Origin of the sequence: Nocardia sp. NPDC058480, assembly GCF_042720495.1 — a bacterium.
In the GTDB taxonomy this organism is placed as follows: domain Bacteria; phylum Actinomycetota; class Actinomycetes; order Mycobacteriales; family Mycobacteriaceae; genus Nocardia.
This window is the reverse complement of the sequence record NZ_JBHXMN010000008.1, coordinates 278,719-296,797: the sequence shown is the minus strand read 5'-3', so window position 1 is coordinate 296,797 and position 18,079 is coordinate 278,719. Positions and strand designations below refer to the sequence as shown.

The following is an 18,079-nucleotide window of genomic DNA, read 5'->3' as shown; positions in this document are numbered from 1 at the left end:
CCGCCGAGGTGATCGACGTGGGCCGCGATCGCAGCACAGCGGCTTCCGTCGAGGCGGCTGAGCTGCGGGCTCATCGCATCACACTGCCGTCCGGCTGGTCGTCGAGACCGAGCCGGTCGATGGCCACGCGATGGTCGGACTGGTATTTCAGCAGGACACCGAGTGTCGAGCGGACCACACCGCCGGTCAGCGTCCGGGTGCCCAGCGCAACCAAAGTCCGTGCCCAGTCGACTGTTTCGGCAATCGAGGGCGCCTTGCGCAACGACAACTGACGCAACGCGCTCACCGTCGCCACAACCCGCTCGGCCAGTGCCGCGTCGAGCTCAGGTACTTTGAGCGCGACGATCGCCTTCTCCAACTCCGCTGTCGGATAGTCGATATGGAGATAGAGGCAGCGCCGCTTCAGCGCTTCGGACAGGTCGCGGTGGGCGTTGGAGGTGAGGATAACGAAGGGCTTGCGGATCGCGGTGACCGTGCCGAGTTCGGGGATGCTCACCTGGAAGTCACCGAGGACTTCGAGCAGCAGGCCCTCGAGTTCCACGTCCGCCTTGTCGAGTTCGTCGATGAGCAGGACTGTGGGGTCGGGGTTGCGGATCGCCGCCAGCAGCGGGCGCGCGAGCAGGAATTCCTCGGTGAAGACGTGGTCGCGGGTGCTGTCCCAGTCCTCGCCGGAGGTGGCGGTGATGCGCAGCAGCTGTTTGGCGTGGTTCCACTCGTAGAGGGCACGGGCCTCGTCGACGCCCTCGTAGCACTGTAGGCGGATGAGCTCGGCACTCACCGCGGCGGCGACGGCCTTGGCGAGCTCGGTCTTGCCGACGCCCGCCGGGCCTTCGATCAGCAGTGGTTTGCCCAGACGATCGGCGAGGAAGACCGCGGTCGCGATGTCGAGGGACGGCAGGTAACCGGCAGCCGTCAGCCGGTCGGTCACCTGGTTCACCGAGGAAAAGAACTTACTCATCGGTAACCAGTATATCCAGCGTCGCCGGGGCCCCGGTGAGGGCCGTCGCTACGACGCCGCCTGTTCGATGGCGGCGGCGACTCCCCCCAGGATGAGGTCGAGACCGAAGGTGAAATCGCCGTCCGCCGATTCTTCGTCCGGGGGGACATCGGCGAAGGCCTCGGCGGCGAACAGCGCGGCGACCTCGGGGAATTCGGACAGGTCGAGGGTCGATACCTCGCGCTGGTACGCGTCGAGAGATTGGGCCTCGCTGCGCTGTTCGGTGCCGCGCTGCTCGGCCATGTGCCGGTCGGTGACGAAGGACTGCCGCACATAGCCGCCGACCACGGTGATCGCACCGATCTTGGCGCCCCAGTCCAGGCCCGTATCGCGCAGGGCGGCGAGGCCGGCGTTCATCCAGGCGAGGGCGTTCAGGCCGCGCGGAGGGCCGGAGATGGGGATCTGGGTCAGCCAGGGATGGCGAGCGAACACGGCGCGCTGACCGGTCGCCCACTCGCGCAGGGCGGGGCGCCAGGCGGGACCGATGACCGGCGGCGGGCCGAAGGCGGTGTCGGCCATCAGGTCGGTGAGGCCGTCTTTCGAGCCGATGTGGCGGTAGAGCGACATCGGCGTGACATCCAGTGCGGCAGCGACTTTCGTCAGCGACGCGGCGCGCAGACCTTCACGATCGGCAAGCGTGATCGCTGTCGCGACGATGCGATCCGCGTCCAGTTCGGCCGGGCGGCCGACGCGCGGTCGTGGCGAACCAGGCTGCTTGCTGGTCACTGTCTCCTCCTTCGTTCGGGGGTTCCCTCAACTTAACATATGGCTTATAGTTTAAGATCTATACTAATTCTGATCGAGCGGAAGCGCTCGGAGTCAAGGGTCGAATAGCTATGGGTATCAACACAATTCAGCGCATCACGGGAGCTGCCGCATTCGCCGGTGCCGGGTGCACGCTGATCGAACTGCCGCTGTATTTCGTCTACGCGGGGGCGCCGCCGGATGCGAACGTGCTCACTCGATGCCTGCTCGGACTGGTCGGGGTCACCTTGTTCATCGTGTTCATGAGCGGGCTCGCTTCTGTGGTGAGGCAGCGTGACCCGGAACGCGAATGGTTCGGTTCGCTGGCCGCCAGGGCCGGAACAGCTTGGCTCACGGTCGTTGTGGTCTCGACCGGACTCGAGGTCGGTGCCGTGATCGCCGCACCGGAGCCGATCGATCCCACCATCACCGTCACCGGCACCTACATCCTGTACGGGACCATCTCGCGACTGCTGGAGGGACTGTTCCTCGTGGCATTCGCCATCGCGGCCACACGGCTACTGCCCCGCTGGTGCATCGTGAGCAGCTGGGCACTCGCGGCGGTGAACTTCGCGTTCGTGCCGTCGCTGTTCTTCGGGAACACGCCGGCCAACTTTTACGCGGCCAACGGGTGGGGCAGCACGGCGACCGTCGGCGGGCTCACCATGCTGTGGTTGTTCGCGATCGGGATCACGCTGTACCGGTCGGCTCCGATCGAGGCCGATCAGTACGGGTTGTCGGCCACTTCCACCTGACCGTCCTCGATCGCGGCCAGCAGCAGTCGATAGTCGGCCATGGTCTGGTCCGAATACGACATCGCGAAATCGCGCATTCCCTTGTCGAACTTGTCACTGCCGCCGATATAGGTGTTGATGGCGATGGGGTCGCCCGAGCGGCAGTGGGCGCGGGCCAGCACACCACCGCACAGCCCGCCGTAGTTGGAGAGCTGGCGGTGGGTCATGTCCTCGATGTCGGCCGAGCCCTTCATGTCGCGGAACTGGCGCCAGTAGTAGTCCACGCCCTTCGGACCGGTTGCCCAGCCGAGGAAAATGTCACTGGCCGCCTGCATCAGCCGCTGACCTGCGACGACGCGATGTCCCTGCTGCTGGTATCGGCTCGGCTTCTGATACGGCGCCAGCACCGAGGTATCGGCCTCCTTCATCTGCAGGAACAGCGGAGCACCCGACTCCTTGTCCATCATCAGCGCGATGAAGCACCGGGTGCCCACGCTGCCGACCCCGACGACCTTCACGGCGGTGTCGACCAGGGTGTAGCGGTTGAGCAGTACGCGCATCTGATCGGGCAGGCTGCGCCGGTACTCGGCGAGCACGGATTTGACGGTCGTCTCGTCGGGCATGGTGATGGGCACCAGCAGCGGTGGCTGATTCTTGATCCGTGGAATGCCGTCGGCATCGGGTTCGGTGAGCTTTTCCAGTGCCTGCAGGCTGGTGCGCTTCCTGGCCGAGGCGACCGTCTTCTCCGCCTTCTTGCGGAACTTCTTCTTCGGGATCTGCGCGATGACCTTGTCGGCGTCCACGCGGTCGTACCAGATGTCGAGGCTGTCCTGCTGCGTCATCTCCTCGATGCCCTCGCGGTAGCCACGGGCGGTCGCCTCTGCCGCCGATGCCGCGTCCTCATCGGAACAGCCATTGGCGAGCGCGGCGACCGCGACACTGGCGACCAGGCGCTTGACGTCCCACTCGAACGGGCCGGGCAGTGTCTCGTCGAAATCGTTGACGTCGAAAACGAGGTTGCGTTCCGGCGTGCCGAAAAGCCCGAAATTCGCCAGGTGCGCGTCGCCGCAGAGTTGCGCGATCAGCCCGGTGCCGGGGCTACTGCCCAGGTCATAGGCCATCACCGCCGCGGCACCACGCAGGAAGGCGAACGGCGACTCCGCCATCCGCGCCATCCGGATCGGCACCAGACTCTGCACCCGCTTCGCGTTCTGTTTCAGCAGAATCGCCACCGGGTCCTCCCGGCCCGGCTCCGCCTTCCACTCCCCCAGCGCGGACCGCGAAACCCGCTGCCGCGCCGCTTTACCGACCTCAGCCGCCTGCCGCTCGAAATCCTCAACCGTCGTCATCGAGCAAGTCTGGCGCTACCAGGCCACCCGGGCAAGAACCAGCAGGTAACCATGAGGTGACAGCGCGCGTCACCGATCGGCAAAAACGGATGACTCATCGAGCAAGTCTCCCGCTATCAACCGCGGACAGTAAGGGCGCTACGGACCAAGCCGCCTGCGCCACTCGTCGACTCGGCGGACGAGCTCCTGCCACCAGGTCCGACGCGGGTCCGGTGTCGGCGCAGGCTCGGGTGCCGGCTGGGGCTCTGGGGCCGGCGCCGGAGTCGGTTCGGGGTCGGGTGCCGGGACCAGCACCTTCCGGCGAATCCCGGTGCAGGTGAATTGGGTTGCCCGATAGGGATTCCCGTTCTCCGCCCACTCGGAGACGATGAGGGTGAACTTGCCGTCCTCTAGCCTGCTGTAGGGGTGGATGTAGCCGCCGTACAGGCGCGGGACCGTGTCGACACCGCGCGGCATCCCGGTCATCGGCCGGTGGGTGTGGGTGGTGATCCAGTTGGTGTTGTCGATGCGGTCGCCGACCTTGACGAAGATCGAGTAGTCCCCCGCGTCGAATCCGGAGATCACGGCCCTGTTCTCGACATAGCGCAGGCAGATCTCGCCGAATCGCCAACCGGGCAGGATCGGCGTGGGCTCACGGTTCCAGGCCCAGTTGTGGCCGTCCCAGCCCCAGCCCTGCCAGGCGTGTGGATCGGACAGGCCGTCGACCGTCGCGCGCCACAGCAGCATGTCCTTGTTCCTGGCCAGGCCGCCGGTGGAGATGATGTGCACCCAGTCGCTGTGCGGGTCCTTGGCCCAGGAGATCATGACCCGCTTACCGGCGAAGGCGTCGCACCAGAACTTCGATCCGCTGCGCGCCCAGGTGATGCCGCTGTCGTCGGATGTCCATACCTCGCACCACTTCTCGTTGCCCAGGCCCTGGGTGTACATGACCCACAGGTAGATCCGGCCGTCGATGGTCATCGCGTCGCACGGCAGGACGGTGGAGTATTCGGCGTTGTCGTGCTGGTAGTCCCACAGCTGGCGACCGTCGGTGCTCGGCGAGGTGGCCATGACGATCGGCTCGGCGGGGTCGCGCGCAGACGTGCGAGTGATGATGGGGGAACGCCAGTTCCCGATGCCGCCCATCGGTGGCCCGTACGGGCCGTCGCCGGAGAACGAGTCGCCCCAGATGAAGCCGACGTCGCCGTTGGGCAGCTCGAACGGAATCGCGAGATCACCGCCACCGAGGTCAGCCGAGGGCACCGGGTTCAGATCCGTGACGCGGATGACGCACCCCCCGCGGTCAGCTCGAGCCAAAATCGTTGGGCTGGTGTCGCTTCCGTCACCGATCCAGGCTACCCGGAGAACGGCACGATGCCCGTTCGAGCCATAGGCCGCGACGTATCACCGAATTCTATTGCCCGAGACAAGCATGTCGAGGCTGTCTTCCAGGTGACGTTCGCGATGAAAACCTCGATCGGTGATGAGTCGCACTGCGGTGCGTGCCACTGTGAGGTCGTGCTCGGTCGCCGCCGCCAGAAGCTCGTGTAGATCCTGGGGACGTGTGTCGTCATCACGCGAAAGAAGTTTGAGGGCGATGAGGTGCCCTGTTGTCGATATCGGCTCGTGAGCGCCGCAGCGCCGATTCGAGTGCGTTCACGCGAATCGCGCGGGCGGGCTGACTACTTCACCGGCTCCGGATCGTGACAGTAACCACGACGCGACCTTGTCGGCGATCTCGGCCGAGGACGCGTTCGGGTACATCCGACGCATCCGGGTGCGGTACATCTCCACACCGAATTCCGACATCTCTAGTGCGAGCCGAAGCCGCTGCGCTGGGGTTCCTTCCGTCACTCTCTCAGATTACGTCAGAACGCCGAAAGGCCCGCTCGCACGTGGCGAACGGGCCATTCAGGGATCAGAAACTTACGCGGTTTCGGTGATCGGGCGGTCGACCCAGCTCATCAGGCCGCGCAGCTTGGCGCCGGTGACCTCGATGGGGTGCTCGGCGTTCTCCTTGCGCAGACCCTCGAGCTCCTTGTTGCCGCCTTCGACGTTGGCGACGAGGCGCTTGACGAAGGTGCCGTCCTGGATGTCGGTCAGGATCGCCTTCATGCGCTCCTTGGTGCCGGCGTCGATGACGCGGGGGCCCGACAGGTAACCACCGAACTCGGCGGTGTCGGAGACCGAGTAGTTCATGCGGGCGATGCCGCCTTCGTACATCAGGTCGACGATCAGCTTGAGCTCGTGCAGGACCTCGAAGTAGGCCATCTCGGGGGCGTAGCCCGCCTCGACCATGACCTCGAAGCCGATCTTGACCAGTTCCTCGGTGCCACCGCAGAGCACGGCCTGCTCACCGAAGAGGTCGGTCTCGGTCTCTTCCTTGAAGGTGGTCTTGATGACGCCGGCGCGGGTGCCGCCGATGCCCTTGGCGTAGGACAGCGCCAGCGCCTGGCCGTTGCCGGTCGGGTCCTGGTCCACGGCGATCAGGGCCGGAACGCCCTTGCCGTCGACGAACTGACGACGCACCAGGTGGCCGGGGCCCTTCGGGGCGACCATGGCGACGGTCACGCCGGCCGGAGCCTTCACCAGACCGAAGTGGATGTTGAGGCCGTGGCCGAAGAACAGCGCGTCGCCGTCCTTCAGGTTGGGCTCGATGTCGTTGGTGAAGATCGACGCCTGTGCGGTGTCGGGGGCGAGCACCATGATCACGTCGGCCCACGCGGAGACCTCGGCGGGGGTGCCGACGGTCAGACCGGCCTCTTCGGCCTTCGGGCGAGACTTCGAGCCCTCGGCCAGGCCGACGCGGACGTCGACACCGGAGTCGCGCAGGCTCAGCGAGTGCGCGTGGCCCTGGCTGCCGTAACCGATCACGGCGACCTTGCGGCCCTGGATGATCGACAGGTCAGCGTCGTCGTCGTAGAACATCTCGACTGCCACTTTGGTTGGTCCCTTCTCGAATGCGGTTAGGAAAAGTTATCGCGGAGGTTGCTGAGGGAGGTTCAGCGGGTCGCGGTGATCGACTTGGGGCCGCGGCCGACGGCCACGACACCGGACTGCACGATCTCGCGGATGCCATAGGGCTCGACCATGCGCAGCAGCGCGTCGAGCTTGGAACGGGTGCCGGTCGCTTCGATGGTCAGCGCGTCGGGCGAGACGTCGATCACCTTGGCGCGGAACAACTGCACGGCCTCGATCACCTGCGTGCGCACCGACGCGTCGGCCCGCACCTTCACCAGGATCAGCTCGCGGGCCACCGAGGCGTCGGCGTCCTGCTCCACGATCTTGATGACGTTGATCAGCTTGTTGAGCTGCTTGGTGACCTGCTCGAGCGGCAGATCGTCGACGGTCACGACGATCGTCATGCGCGAGATCTCGGGGATCTCGGTGCCACCGACGGCGAGGGATTCGATATTGAAGCCACGGCGCGAGAACAGGCTCGCGACTCGCGCCAGCACGCCGGGCTTGTCCTCGACGAGAACGCTCAGCGTATGGGTCGTGCTCATTCGTCGGTGCCCTTCTCGAATGCGGCCTGCTCGCGTTCCATCGCCTCGTGGATGATCGCCGGTTCGGAAACCGACTCGTCCTCGTCGAAGAGCGGACGGATGCCGCGGGCGAACATGATCTCGTCGTTGCTGGTACCGGAGGCGACCATCGGCCACACCTGGGCGTCCTTGCCGACGATGAAGTCGATCACGACCGGGCGATCGGTGATCGCCTGGGCCTGCCGGATCGCGTCCTCGACCTCGGACTCCTTCTCCACCCGGATACCGACGCAACCCAGCGCCTCGGCCAGCTTCACGAAGTCGGGGATGCGCAGGGAATGCGTGCCGAGATCGGTGTTGGAGTAACGCTGTTCGTAGAACAGGGTCTGCCACTGGCGGACCATGCCCAGGTTGCCGTTGTTGATCAGGGCGACCTTGATCGGCACACCTTCAATGGCGCAGGTCGCGAGCTCCTGATTCGTCATCTGGAAGCAGCCGTCACCGTCGACCGCCCAGACTTCCTTCTCCGGCGCGCCCATCTTGGCGCCCATGGCAGCGGGAACCGCGTAACCCATGGTGCCGAGGCCGCCCGAGTTGAGCCAGGTGCGCGGGTTCTCGTACTTGATGAACTGCGCGGCCCACATCTGGTGCTGGCCGACGCCCGCGCAGTAGACGGCCTCGGGGCCCGCGAGGCGGCCGAGGGTCTCGATGACGTACTCCGGCGAGACCGAGCCGTCGCTGGGGGTCTTCCAGCCCAGCGGGTAATTGTCGCGGATGCCACTGAGGTAGGCCCACCATTCGGTGAGATTCAGCAGCGGCGTGGCACCGGACTGCGGGTCGGCCTTGAGGGTCTCGATCAGCTCGACGATCACCTCACGCGCGTCGCCCACGATCGGGACGTCGGCGTGGCGGTTCTTGCCGATCTCGGCGGGGTCGATGTCGGCGTGGATCACCTTCGCGTCGGGCGCGAAGGAGTCCAGCTGACCGGTGACGCGGTCGTCGAACCGGGCGCCGAGGGTGATCAGCAGGTCCGAGCGCTGCAGCGCGGCGACAGCGCCGACGGTGCCGTGCATGCCGGGCATGCCCATGTTCAGGGTGTGGCTGTCCGGGAACGCGCCACGCGCCATCAGGGTGGTGACCACCGGGATGCCGGTGAGTTCGGCCAGCTCGAGCAGTTCGGCCGAGGCGTCGGACTTGATCACACCGCCACCGACGTAGAGCACCGGCTGCTTGGACTCCATGATCATCCTGGCGGCCTCGCGCACCTGCTTGCCGTGCGGCTTGGTGACCGGACGGTAGCCGGGCAGACGCATCTCCGGCGGCCACGAGAACGTGGTCTGGGCCTGCAGGGCGTCCTTGGTGATGTCGACCAGGACGGCACCGGGGCGACCCGAGGCGGCGAGGTAGAACGCCTCGGCCAGGGTGCGCGGGATCTCGGCGGCGTCCTTGACCAGGAAGTTGTGCTTGGTGATCGGCATGGTGATGCCGGAGATGTCGGCTTCCTGGAACGCGTCGGTGCCGACCAGGCTCGACGGCACCTGACCGGTGATCGCCACGATCGGAACCGAGTCCATCTGCGCGTCCGCCAGCGGGGTCACCAGGTTGGTGGCGCCGGGGCCGGATGTGGCCATACACACACCGACCTTGCCCGAGGCCTGCGCGTAACCGGTCGCCGCGTGACCGGCGCCCTGCTCGTGGCGCACCAGGACGTGGCGGACCTTCTCGGAATCGAACAGCGGGTCGTAGACAGGAAGGACCGCGCCGCCGGGAATGCCGAATACCGTGTCGACGTCGAGCTCTTCGAGGGACCGAACCACCGATTGGGCGCCGGTCACGCGCTCGGGCGCGACCTGGCGGCGGGTGGGGTTGGTCGCCGGGCTACCAGGGGTAGCTGAAGGCGCTGACCTGCGGGCCGATGGCCCGGGTCGTGCGGTTGGTGCACTCACCGTCTTCGTTCCTCACTGTCTCGTTCTGACTCGGACTGACCCGGCAGGGCCACTGGCATTCGCCCGAACACAAAAAAGCCCCCGCCCAGCACGTGGCTGTTCGAGGGTGGCGCGTCGCAAACGCGAGCTGACGTATTGACTCAGATAGTCAGGCTCGACGCTGGACGCGCCGGGCGAAGTACGAGCTCGTTTCGAATCACGCATACGACGTTAGGCGCGCGTAGTGCGTCGAGTCAAACAGGCTTCCCGCTCCGGTCCCATTCTGTGGGACTCGAGTGGTTGCGTGGGTCCGTGTACCAAGATGCGAGGATAGGAGGGTGTCATCACCGCATCAGTCCGTGCCACCGGCTAAATCGTCCCACACCACCGACGAGGGAACCGATACGGGTCGCCCGTCGCGACCCGGCGGCCTGCGGTCGGCCAGTCCGGGAAGGCTCGCGGCGATCGGGGCGGTGGTACTGGCCTACCTGATCTTCGTCGTCGTCGGGACCGTGCAGGACTGGTCGCTGGGGGTGAGGATCGGGTTGATCGTGCCCACGGCGGCGATCGTCTGGCTGCTGGTGCCGCGCAAGACGAACACCCCGACTCCCGGTGTGCACGTGATCGGCGTTCCCCGGTTGGCCTATATCGGCGTGCTGGTGCTGGCGCTGTGCATGTTCTTCCCGTTCGTCGGATGGCCCGCCCTGCTGTGGCCGCTGCTGCTGGCCCCGGTGATCGCGGTGTGGTGGGTGGTGCGCACGCACACGACCGTGTCCGAGTCCGGGCTGGATCTGAGCTCGATGACCGGGAAGAAGCACCTCGACTGGGCCCAGATCGAAGGGATCAGTATTCCCAAGCGCGGCTCTGTGCGGGCTCGGCTCACCGATGATTCCGAGGTGAAGCTGCCTGCCGTCGGTTACGACCGGTTGCGTGAGCTGATCGAAGCGTCCGGCGGGCGCCTGCCCGATGTGTTCGCTTCCGCGGAGGCCGCCGAGGCCGAGCGCCTTGCTGCTGAGCGCGCCGCGGCGAAGGCTGAGGCCGACGCGAACGCCGAGTCCGACACGAACGCTGAGTCCCACGCAGCCGACGCGAAGCCGGAGTCCGGCACCGAGCAGTAACCACGCGGGGAGCCCGCGGTGATCGTCGGCTCCGTCACGGTGGGAATCAGCACGTCGGCGTGCGCCGTTGTAGCGGTAAGCTGACGGCGACCGGGCACCCCGCGCCGACGGCACCACCGCGGCGACACCTCACGGAGCGACACTCCCGCCTCGAGCCCCGGTCCATCACTGGCGCACGTACCACCGGCGCGACGCGACCATCGCCCGCCGGAGTAACGTTGCGGCTTGCCGGACGCACCGCGTACTCGCACGTGGCGCGCAGGTCAGCCCCCTGCTCGCACGCTTGCCACGCACCCAGCGACTCTTCGAGGACTTCAATGCCACCGCTTCGTTCACGCACCACCACCATCGGCCGCAATGCCGCGGGCGCACGCTCGCTCTGGCGCGCGACCGGCATGACTGATTCCGACTTCGGCAAGCCGATCATCGCGATCGCGAACTCGTACACGCAGTTCGTTCCGGGTCACGTGCACCTCAAGAACATGGGCGAGATCGTCGCCGAGGCCGTGGCCGCCGCCGGCGGCATCGCGCGCGAGTTCCACACCATCGCCGTCGACGACGGCATCGCCATGGGGCACGGCGGCATGCTCTACTCGCTGCCCTCGCGCGAGATCATCGCCGACTCCGTGGAGTACATGGCCAACGCCCACACCGCCGACGCGCTGGTGTGTATCTCCAACTGCGACAAGATCACTCCCGGCATGCTCAACGCCGCGATGCGCCTCAACATCCCCGCCGTGTTCGTCTCCGGCGGGCCGATGGAGGCCGGTAAGGCCGTGATCGTCGACGGCGTCGCGCAGGCGCCGCTCGACCTGGTGAGCGCGATCTCCGCGAGCGCGAGCCCGGCCGTGTCCGACGAGGGCCTCGACGAGGTCGAGCGCTCCGCGTGCCCGACCTGTGGTTCGTGTTCGGGCATGTTCACCGCGAACTCGATGAACTGCCTGACCGAGGCGCTCGGCCTCGCGCTGCCCGGCAACGGTTCCACCCTGGCCACCCACTCCGCTCGGCGTGCGCTGTTCGAGCGGGCAGGCACCGTCATCGTCGATATCGCCAAGCGCTGGTACTCCGACGACGACGCCTCGGTGCTGCCGCGAAACGTGGCCAACGCCAAGGCTTTCCGTAACGCGATGGCCCTCGACGTCGCCATGGGCGGCTCGACCAACACCGTGCTGCACATCGTCGCCGCCGCGCAGGAGGGCGAGATCGACTTCGACCTGCAGACCATCGACGACATCAGCCGCAAAGTGCCGTGCCTGTCGAAGGTGGCGCCGAACTCGGATTACCACATGGAAGACGTGCACCGCGCCGGTGGCATCCCCGCCATCCTCGGTGAACTGCGTCGCGGTGGCCTGCTCGATACCGACGTGACCACCGTGCACACCGCCGACTACGAGGAATTCCTCGACACCTGGGATATCCGCTCGGGCAAGGCATCCGACGAGGCGCTGGAACTGTTCCACGCCGCCCCTGGCGGCGTGCGCACGGTCGAACCGTTCTCCACCAGCAACCGCTGGTCCTCGCTCGACACCGATGCCGCCGGTGGCTGCATCCGCGACGTCGAGCACGCCTACACCGTCGAGGGCGGGCTGTGTGTGCTGCGCGGCAATATCGCTCCCGACGGCGCGATCCTCAAGACCGCGGGCATCGACGAAGACCTGTTCACCTTCGAAGGCCCGGCCGTGGTGGTCGAGTCGCAGGAGGACGCGGTGACGATGATCCTCGGCAAGAAGATCCAGCCCGGTGACGTGGTCGTCATCCGCTACGAAGGCCCGGCAGGCGGTCCCGGCATGCAGGAGATGCTGCACCCGACCTCGTTCCTCAAGGGCCTCGGTCTCGGCAAGGTGTGTGCGCTGATCACCGACGGCCGCTTCTCCGGTGGTACCTCGGGGCTTTCGATCGGCCACATCTCCCCCGAGGCCGCCTCGGGCGGTGCCATCGGCCTGATCGAGAACGGCGACCGCATCCGCATCGATGTGCACACCCGCGCGCTGGAAGTGCTCGTCTCCGACGAGGTCATGGCCGACCGCCGCGCGAAGATGGAAGCATCCGAGCGCCCCTGGCAGCCGCTGAACCGCGAGCGCACGGTCACCACCGCCCTGCGTGCCTACGCGGCGCTCGCCACCTCGGCCGACAAGGGCGCCGTCCGGCGCGTGCCGTAAGAACTACCGAAAGATGAACGGCGTCCCTCGAATTCGAGCGACGCCGTTCGTATCGGTACCGCTAGGCCCGCCTCCCCGCGAATTCTGGCCAGACGCGAGAGCGTGGTCGGCTAGCAAGGCGACCGACGGCCTGATCGCCGGTAGCGTCAGTCGGTTCCCGATGAGTTACCCATGTTCGTGCGTGATCAGTTCTTGCTGTCGAATGGACCAACGCCCTGGAACGGGTTGCCGCCGTGCAGGAACCAGAAGGTGAGGATGGCGGCGGCGATGGCCAGTAGGACCACTACGAAGGAGCCGTAGGAGGGGCGGGTGGCCCAGCCTCTGGTGCGGTCGAGGGACCAGCGGCCGGGGCCGGTGAGGATGATCGCCAGGGCGGAACCGACCAGGACGGAGTCGAGTTCGACGCCGGTGGGGGTGCTCGCGTTGTACTGGAAGCCGGGGACCATGCCCTGCTTCCACATCCACGCGTTCAGGATCGTGGCCAGGATGGCGCCCGCGGCGAGCGGGGTAGCCAGGCCGATCACCAGGAGGATGCCGCCGCCGAGTTCGCCCGCGATCACCAGGGCGGTCGACAGCGACGGGTAGTCCCAGCCGCCGCTTTCCATCATGGTCTTGGTGCCGTCGAGGCCGGGGCCGTGGAACCAGCCGGTCAGCTTTTGCAGGCCGTGGTAGATGAAGGTGTAGCCGACCACCAGGCGCAGCACGAACAGGCCCAGGTCGAGGGTGCCGCGGCGGGCCTCACGGTTGCGGCGCTGCAGGCGGACGGTGCCGGCCGAGGCGGCGGACGCGGGCGGAATCGTCGCGTATCCGTAATCGTCGTCGCCGCCACGATCGGTTCGGTTCGCACTCGCGCCGGGAACCTCGTCACCGGGGTCGAGACCGAGGTCCTCGTCGGTGCGTGGGATGTCCTTCGGATCCGGCTTACGCATCTGCGTCGTCGGCGAATCGAACGGGCTGGTCACCGGACGACCAGCCGCCGACGCGCCCTGCCCGGCCTGCGCCGAACCATCGGCCTGCGGATTGTCATTCGACTTGTCGGTCACCGACTCACCTTATGACGCGCTGTCGCGGCGCGCCGCTCTTCTCCGCAACGGGCGTGTCAGGCCCGCTCGACTGCCAGGCGCGTCTGACAACGCATTCCCGACGCAATGGGGCGCGTCAGGCCCGCAGGCGTGTCGGCAACGACTCACAGATGAGTTCGGACGCTTCCGGCAGCGGTGCCGGTAACGACTGACAGATGTATTCGGACGCAACGGGCGCGTCAGGCCCACGGCGGTGCCGGTAACGTCTGACATATGAGTTCGGGAATCGCGGGCCGCGTGGCAGTCGGGGTGGCACTCAGCACCGTTTTGCTAGCCGGGTGCGCCCGTTTCGACGAGTCGGCCTCGAGTCCGTTCACCACCGAACCGCAGCTGGGTGGGTCCGGCGCGGAGCCGAAGAAGCCGCAGGACGAGCCGTCGCAGGCGCCGCGGCCGACCGGGCCGTGTATCGACCCTGATCCCAATGTCATCGCCACCTGCATGGAGTCGGGCGCCGGGCTGATCGCGGTGGGCGAGGGTGCCTTCGTCGCGGAGCGAAAGACCGGGCGTATCCTGCAGGTGAAGGCGGTCGACCCGAGCACACCGCAGGAGACGCCGGTGGAGATCGCCAGCGTGCCCGTCGACGGGTCGGCCGACGGCGGCATCTCCGATATCGTGCTCTCCCCCACGTTCGGTGAAGACGGGCTGATGTACGCCTACATCACCACCGGCAGTGACAATCGGGTCGTCCGGCTGTCCAAGGGCGGGGCGGCCAAGCCCATCCTCACCGGAATTCCCAAGGGCGCCAGCGGAAATCGCGGCGCCCTGGAATGGTCGACGCCGACGCAACTGATGGTCCTCACCGGTGACGCCGGAAACCCCGGCGCGGCAGCCGATCCCGGCTCGCTCGGCGGCAAACTGCTCCGCTTGGAATCGCCGTCGGCGGGCGCGAACACCCCGCAGGTGGTGGCGTCGGGAATCGGCTCGGCCGGTGACATCTGCCGCGACGGCAAGGAAGGCATGTGGGTCACCGACCGCACTGCCGCCGAGGACCGCCTCCAACACCTGAGCCCTGACGGCACGCTCAGCGTCGCCTGGACCTGGCCCGACCATCCCGGCGTCGGCGGCTGCACGGCCACCGGCGACGGCGTCGGCATCGCACTGAGCGAGGGCAAGGCGCTGGCCGCCGTCACCGCCGACCCCACCACCTTCGCCGTCACCACCGCCCCCACCCTGATCGCCCAGGACAAGTACGGCAAGCTCCTCGGCGCCACCGCCAGCGCCGACGGCAGCATCTGGGTCACGACCACCAACAAAACCGACGGCGAGCCGGGCGAATTCGACGACCGCGTCGTCCGCATCCCGCCCCCGCAGGGTGGAGCAGGCGGCCCGGACTAAAAGGCAGCCGTCCGCGCCCCACGGGGCACGCGGACCGACCAGAGAGCGAAACGGCCGCCCGCCCTGCGAAAGCAGAACGGGCGGCCGGGTTTTGGTTCTTGACGACGGGCTGCGATCGACGAGCTGGACCTATCCGCGCCGCCTTCTCGACGTCGCGGCTGGGCCGGCCCAGCGCCGAAATCGCCGCGCTAGCTGCAGGCTGCGATGACCAAGTCGCGAACGCGAGCTGCATCGGCCTGGCCGCGCGTCGCCTTCATGACGTCGCCGACGATCTTGCCCGCGGCCTGAACCTTGCCGGAGCGGATCTTCTCGGCGATATCGGGGTTCGCGGCGAGCGCCTTCTCGACCTCGGCCTGGAGGGCGGAGTCGTCGCTGACCATGCCCAAGCCCTTGGCTTCGACGATGGCGGCGGGTTCGCCCTCACCGGCGAGGACGAAGTCGACGACCTGCTTGGCGACCTTGTTGTTGACGGTCTTGGCCTCCACCAGCGCGATCACCGCGGCGACCTGGGCGGGGGTGATGGGCAGCTCGGCCAGGGCGATATCGCGTTCCTTGGCCTTCTCGGTGAGGTAGGCGACCCACCAGGAGCGCGCCTCGTTCGCGGGCGCGCCTGCCTCGACGGTGGCGATGATGAGATCGAGGGCACCGGCGTTGACGAGATCGCGCATGACCTCGTCGGACAGGCCCCAGTCGGCCTGGATGCGGGCGCGCACCAGCCACGGGTACTCGGGAATGGTGGCGCGCAGTTCCTCGACCCACTCGGCCGCGGGGGCGACGGGCTCGAGGTCGGGCTCGGGGAAGTAGCGGTAGTCCTCGGCGGTTTCCTTGCGGCGACCGGCGGAGGTGGACCCGTCGGCTTCCTGGAAGTGGCGGGTCTCCTGGACGATCTCGCCACCGTCGGTGAGTACGGCGGCCTGGCGGCGCATCTCGTAGCGCACCGCGACCTCGACGCTCTTGAGCGAGTTCACGTTCTTGGTTTCGGTGCGGGTGCCGAATTCCTTGGCGCCGACCGGCATCAGCGACACGTTGGCGTCGCAGCGCAGCGAACCCTGCTCCATCTTCACGTCGGAGACATTGAGTGAACGCAGCACCTCGCGCAGCGCGGTGACGTAGGCGCGAGCGACCTCGGGGGCGCGCTCACCGGCACCGGTGATCGTCTTGGTGACGATCTCGATCAGCGGCACGCCGGCGCGGTTGAAGTCGAGCAGCGAGTGGCTGGCACCGTGGATGCGACCGGTCGCACCACCGACGTGCAGGGACTTGCCGGTGTCTTCCTCCATGTGCGCGCGCTCGATCTCGACGCGGAAGATGGACCCGTCGTCGAGGGTCACGTCGAGGTAGCCCTCGGTGGCGATCGGCTCGTCGTACTGGCTGATCTGGTAGTTCTTCGGCTGATCGGGGTAGAAGTAGTTCTTACGCGCGAACCGGCCCCACGGGGTGATCGAACAGTTCAGCGCCAGACCGATGCGGATGGCCGATTCGATGGCCTTCTCGTTCACCACGGGCAGCGAGCCGGGCAGGCCGAGGCACACCGGGCACACCTGGGTATTGGGTTCGGCGCCGAACTCGGTGGGGCAACCGCAGAACATCTTGGTCGCCGTGGACAACTCGACGTGGACCTCCATGCCGAGCACCGGCTCGTACCGGGAGATGACATCGGCGTAATCCATCAACTCGACCGTGGGTGCGCTCATAACGAGCAGTCTAGGTAAGCCCGCTGACACACTCGGCCGGTGGTCCTAGCGGGGCGGGACGCGCTGGGTGAGCCAGTCGGTGACGTAGGTGAGTACTGCCGGGTCGATGGTCGTCTCGATGGTGGCGTATTCGCTGGGTTTGCCGGTCGCGGTGGGCTGCATCATGTGGTTGAGACCAGGGAAGACGTGCACCGTCGCGTCGGGACCGGCGGCGAGGTTCTCGCGCATCGGGCCCTCGTTCTGGGTGAGGACGACCTGCTGGTCCTTGTCGCCGAAGAACGCCAGCACCGGCACGCGTAGCGCCTGCAGCGCCGGTTTCGGATCGTAGGTGATGAACGAGGTCATGTACGGGGTGTTGAACCCGTCGACCACCTGCTGGGGCGCGCGTTCGGCTACGGGCAGGGAATCGTTGTGCCGCTGGGTGAAGGCCTTGGCGCCCTCGATATCGCCCGCGCGCAGCAGCGCCGACCAGGCCGTGACGTAGGCGACCTGTTGGTCGATCTGGTCCTGCGGTGCGCCCGTCGAGGCCATGATCACTTTGTTCTGCTCGATCAGCACGTCGGCGCCGGGGACCGATGGGCCTGCCATCAGGACCGCGAAGGCGACATTGCTGTCCGGCAGCGCGGCGACGACCGGCGCGAGGTAGCCGCCTTCGCTGTGCCCGAACAGACCGACCCGGGCGGGATCGATCTCGGGGCGGGCGCGCAGGAACGCGACGCCCGCGGCCGCGTCGGCGGCCAGGTCGGGGTAGGTGGCGTCGTCGAGTTTTCCGCTGGTGCCGCCGACACCACGGTCGTCGGTGCGCAGCACGGCATAGCCCGCGCGGGTGAAGGTGTCGGCCAGCAGCTGGAACGGGCGATGGTCCATCAACTCTTCGTTGCGGTCCTGCGGTCCACTGCCCGTGATCAGCAGGATCGCCGGAAACGGGCCGCTGCCTTCGGGTTCGGTGAGGGTGCCCGCGATGGTGATGTCGCCGTTGCGATAGGTGACGTCCTCGCTGCGGTACGGGTACGGGGGTTTCGGATCCTGCGGGCGGGGCGGGCTCTCGATCTTGCCGCGCTGCAGCGTGACCGGTGCCTTCTCCCCGAACTGGACCCAGTCGCCGACGAGCCGGTCACCATCGAGTTTGCCGCGGAAACCCGGGTCGCCCGGTACGTCGGGAATGTTGAACTCCACCCGGTCCGGTTCGGTACGAACGTCTTTCAGCGGCGCCTCGCGCACACCCTGAACCGGGATGTCGATGGTGGCCGACCCGTCCTCGGCGAAACTCACCCCGATCGCGATCGGCTGCCCCGGCACCTCGATGTCACCGTGCCAGCTGCCATCCACGGAGGGGGCCGCAACGTCGTCCGAAGCCTCCGAACACCCCGCCACCAGCGCGGCGACGACGAACAGAACCGAAACGATCACTCGACCGGTGCGCATGAACCCCACGGTACCGACGCGCACCGACAAAGTTCGACAACCCGGGGCAACCG

Annotated in this window: 15 protein-coding genes; 4 read left to right on the top strand and 11 right to left on the bottom strand. The window is 67.2% G+C overall.

The features are described from left to right. Positions 1-70 precede the first annotated feature (70 nt). Positions 71-958 carry an AAA family ATPase gene (locus tag ACFWO8_RS21125; protein WP_378953526.1) on the bottom strand — a complete coding sequence of 296 codons (888 nt, stop codon included), beginning with the start codon at positions 956-958 and terminating at the stop codon, positions 71-73. 48 nt (positions 959-1,006) lie between these two features. After that, positions 1,007-1,723 carry a TetR/AcrR family transcriptional regulator gene (locus ACFWO8_RS21120; RefSeq protein ID WP_378953524.1) on the bottom strand — a complete coding sequence of 239 codons (717 nt, stop codon included), beginning with the start codon at positions 1,721-1,723 and terminating at the stop codon, positions 1,007-1,009. A gap of 110 nt (positions 1,724-1,833) precedes the next feature. Between ACFWO8_RS21120 and ACFWO8_RS21115 the strand changes: the two genes are divergently transcribed. Continuing rightward, positions 1,834-2,496, top strand: coding sequence for a hypothetical protein (locus ACFWO8_RS21115; protein ID WP_378953522.1), 663 nt, complete (start codon positions 1,834-1,836; stop codon positions 2,494-2,496). Here the strand turns inward: ACFWO8_RS21115 and ACFWO8_RS21110 are convergent. From ACFWO8_RS21110 to ACFWO8_RS21085, 6 genes are all read right to left on the bottom strand, one after another. Then, the gene (locus ACFWO8_RS21110; protein WP_378953520.1) at positions 2,466-3,824 is read right to left on the bottom strand and encodes a DUF2252 domain-containing protein; all 1,359 of its coding nucleotides are present in this window, start codon (positions 3,822-3,824) and stop codon (positions 2,466-2,468) included. The genes ACFWO8_RS21115 and ACFWO8_RS21110 overlap by 31 nt on opposite strands. A 138-nt stretch (positions 3,825-3,962) precedes the next feature. Further along, on the bottom strand, positions 3,963-5,066 hold the full coding sequence (locus ACFWO8_RS21105) for a DUF4185 domain-containing protein (RefSeq protein ID WP_378953518.1): 1,104 nt from the start codon (positions 5,064-5,066) through the stop codon (positions 3,963-3,965). Positions 5,067-5,459: 393 nt separating this feature from the next. Then, on the bottom strand, positions 5,460-5,657 hold the full coding sequence (locus tag ACFWO8_RS21100) for a hypothetical protein (protein WP_378953516.1): 198 nt from the start codon (positions 5,655-5,657) through the stop codon (positions 5,460-5,462). 72 nt (positions 5,658-5,729) lie between these two features. Further along, positions 5,730-6,731 carry a ketol-acid reductoisomerase gene (ilvC, locus tag ACFWO8_RS21095; RefSeq protein WP_378953560.1) on the bottom strand — a complete coding sequence of 334 codons (1,002 nt, stop codon included), beginning with the start codon at positions 6,729-6,731 and terminating at the stop codon, positions 5,730-5,732. 74 nt (positions 6,732-6,805) lie between these two features. Further along, positions 6,806-7,309 (bottom strand): acetolactate synthase small subunit, encoded by a 504-nt coding sequence (ilvN, locus tag ACFWO8_RS21090; protein WP_019048314.1) that lies wholly within the window; start codon positions 7,307-7,309, stop codon positions 6,806-6,808. Continuing rightward, positions 7,306-9,234 carry an acetolactate synthase large subunit gene (locus tag ACFWO8_RS21085; RefSeq protein WP_378953513.1) on the bottom strand — a complete coding sequence of 643 codons (1,929 nt, stop codon included), beginning with the start codon at positions 9,232-9,234 and terminating at the stop codon, positions 7,306-7,308. The genes ilvN and ACFWO8_RS21085 overlap by 4 nt, the downstream gene beginning before the upstream one ends. A gap of 317 nt (positions 9,235-9,551) precedes the next feature. Between ACFWO8_RS21085 and ACFWO8_RS21080 the strand changes: the two genes are divergently transcribed. Together ACFWO8_RS21080 and ilvD are read left to right on the top strand one after the other, a co-directional pair. Next, on the top strand, positions 9,552-10,331 hold the full coding sequence (locus tag ACFWO8_RS21080) for a PH domain-containing protein (protein WP_378953511.1): 780 nt from the start codon (positions 9,552-9,554) through the stop codon (positions 10,329-10,331). A 317-nt stretch (positions 10,332-10,648) separates the two neighbouring features. Then, positions 10,649-12,490: a dihydroxy-acid dehydratase gene (ilvD, locus tag ACFWO8_RS21075; protein ID WP_378953509.1), complete on the top strand. Its 1,842-nt coding sequence runs from the start codon at positions 10,649-10,651 to the stop codon at positions 12,488-12,490. Positions 12,491-12,675: 185 nt separating this feature from the next. Here the strand turns inward: ilvD and ACFWO8_RS21070 are convergent, their stop codons facing one another. Further along, a complete protein-coding gene (locus ACFWO8_RS21070; RefSeq protein WP_378953507.1) occupies positions 12,676-13,533 on the bottom strand; it encodes a DoxX family protein in 858 nt (285 codons plus the stop codon). A gap of 252 nt (positions 13,534-13,785) precedes the next feature. On the opposite strand from ACFWO8_RS21070, the gene ACFWO8_RS21065 reads away from it, so the two are divergent. Beyond that, positions 13,786-14,907, top strand: coding sequence for a PQQ-dependent sugar dehydrogenase (locus ACFWO8_RS21065; RefSeq protein WP_378953505.1), 1,122 nt, complete (start codon positions 13,786-13,788; stop codon positions 14,905-14,907). 188 nt (positions 14,908-15,095) lie between these two features. Here the strand turns inward: ACFWO8_RS21065 and gatB are convergent, their stop codons facing one another. Next, complete coding sequence (gatB, locus tag ACFWO8_RS21060; protein ID WP_378953503.1) at positions 15,096-16,601, bottom strand: Asp-tRNA(Asn)/Glu-tRNA(Gln) amidotransferase subunit GatB; 1,506 nt, start codon at positions 16,599-16,601, stop codon at positions 15,096-15,098. Between the two features lie 45 nt (positions 16,602-16,646). Continuing rightward, complete coding sequence (locus ACFWO8_RS21055; protein WP_378953501.1) at positions 16,647-18,026, bottom strand: alpha/beta hydrolase family protein; 1,380 nt, start codon at positions 18,024-18,026, stop codon at positions 16,647-16,649. Positions 18,027-18,079: the final 53 nt, after the last annotated feature.

Excerpts from the sequence above, each read along its gene's own strand:
- ACFWO8_RS21125 (WP_378953526.1), bottom strand. The coding sequence starts at position 958 with ATGAGTAAGTTCTTTTCCTCGGTGAACCAGGTGACCGACCGGCTGACG.
- ACFWO8_RS21115 (WP_378953522.1), top strand. The coding sequence starts at position 1,834 with ATGGGTATCAACACAATTCAGCGCATCACGGGAGCTGCCGCATTCGCC.
- ACFWO8_RS21110 (WP_378953520.1), bottom strand. The coding sequence starts at position 3,824 with ATGACGACGGTTGAGGATTTCGAGCGGCAGGCGGCTGAGGTCGGTAAA.
- ilvC (WP_378953560.1), bottom strand. The coding sequence starts at position 6,731 with ATGTTCTACGACGACGACGCTGACCTGTCGATCATCCAGGGCCGCAAG.
- ilvN (WP_019048314.1), bottom strand. The coding sequence starts at position 7,309 with ATGAGCACGACCCATACGCTGAGCGTTCTCGTCGAGGACAAGCCCGGC.
- ilvD (WP_378953509.1), top strand. The coding sequence starts at position 10,649 with ATGCCACCGCTTCGTTCACGCACCACCACCATCGGCCGCAATGCCGCG.
- ACFWO8_RS21065 (WP_378953505.1), top strand. The coding sequence starts at position 13,786 with ATGAGTTCGGGAATCGCGGGCCGCGTGGCAGTCGGGGTGGCACTCAGC.
- gatB (WP_378953503.1), bottom strand. The coding sequence starts at position 16,601 with ATGAGCGCACCCACGGTCGAGTTGATGGATTACGCCGATGTCATCTCC.
- ACFWO8_RS21055 (WP_378953501.1), bottom strand. The coding sequence starts at position 18,026 with ATGCGCACCGGTCGAGTGATCGTTTCGGTTCTGTTCGTCGTCGCCGCG.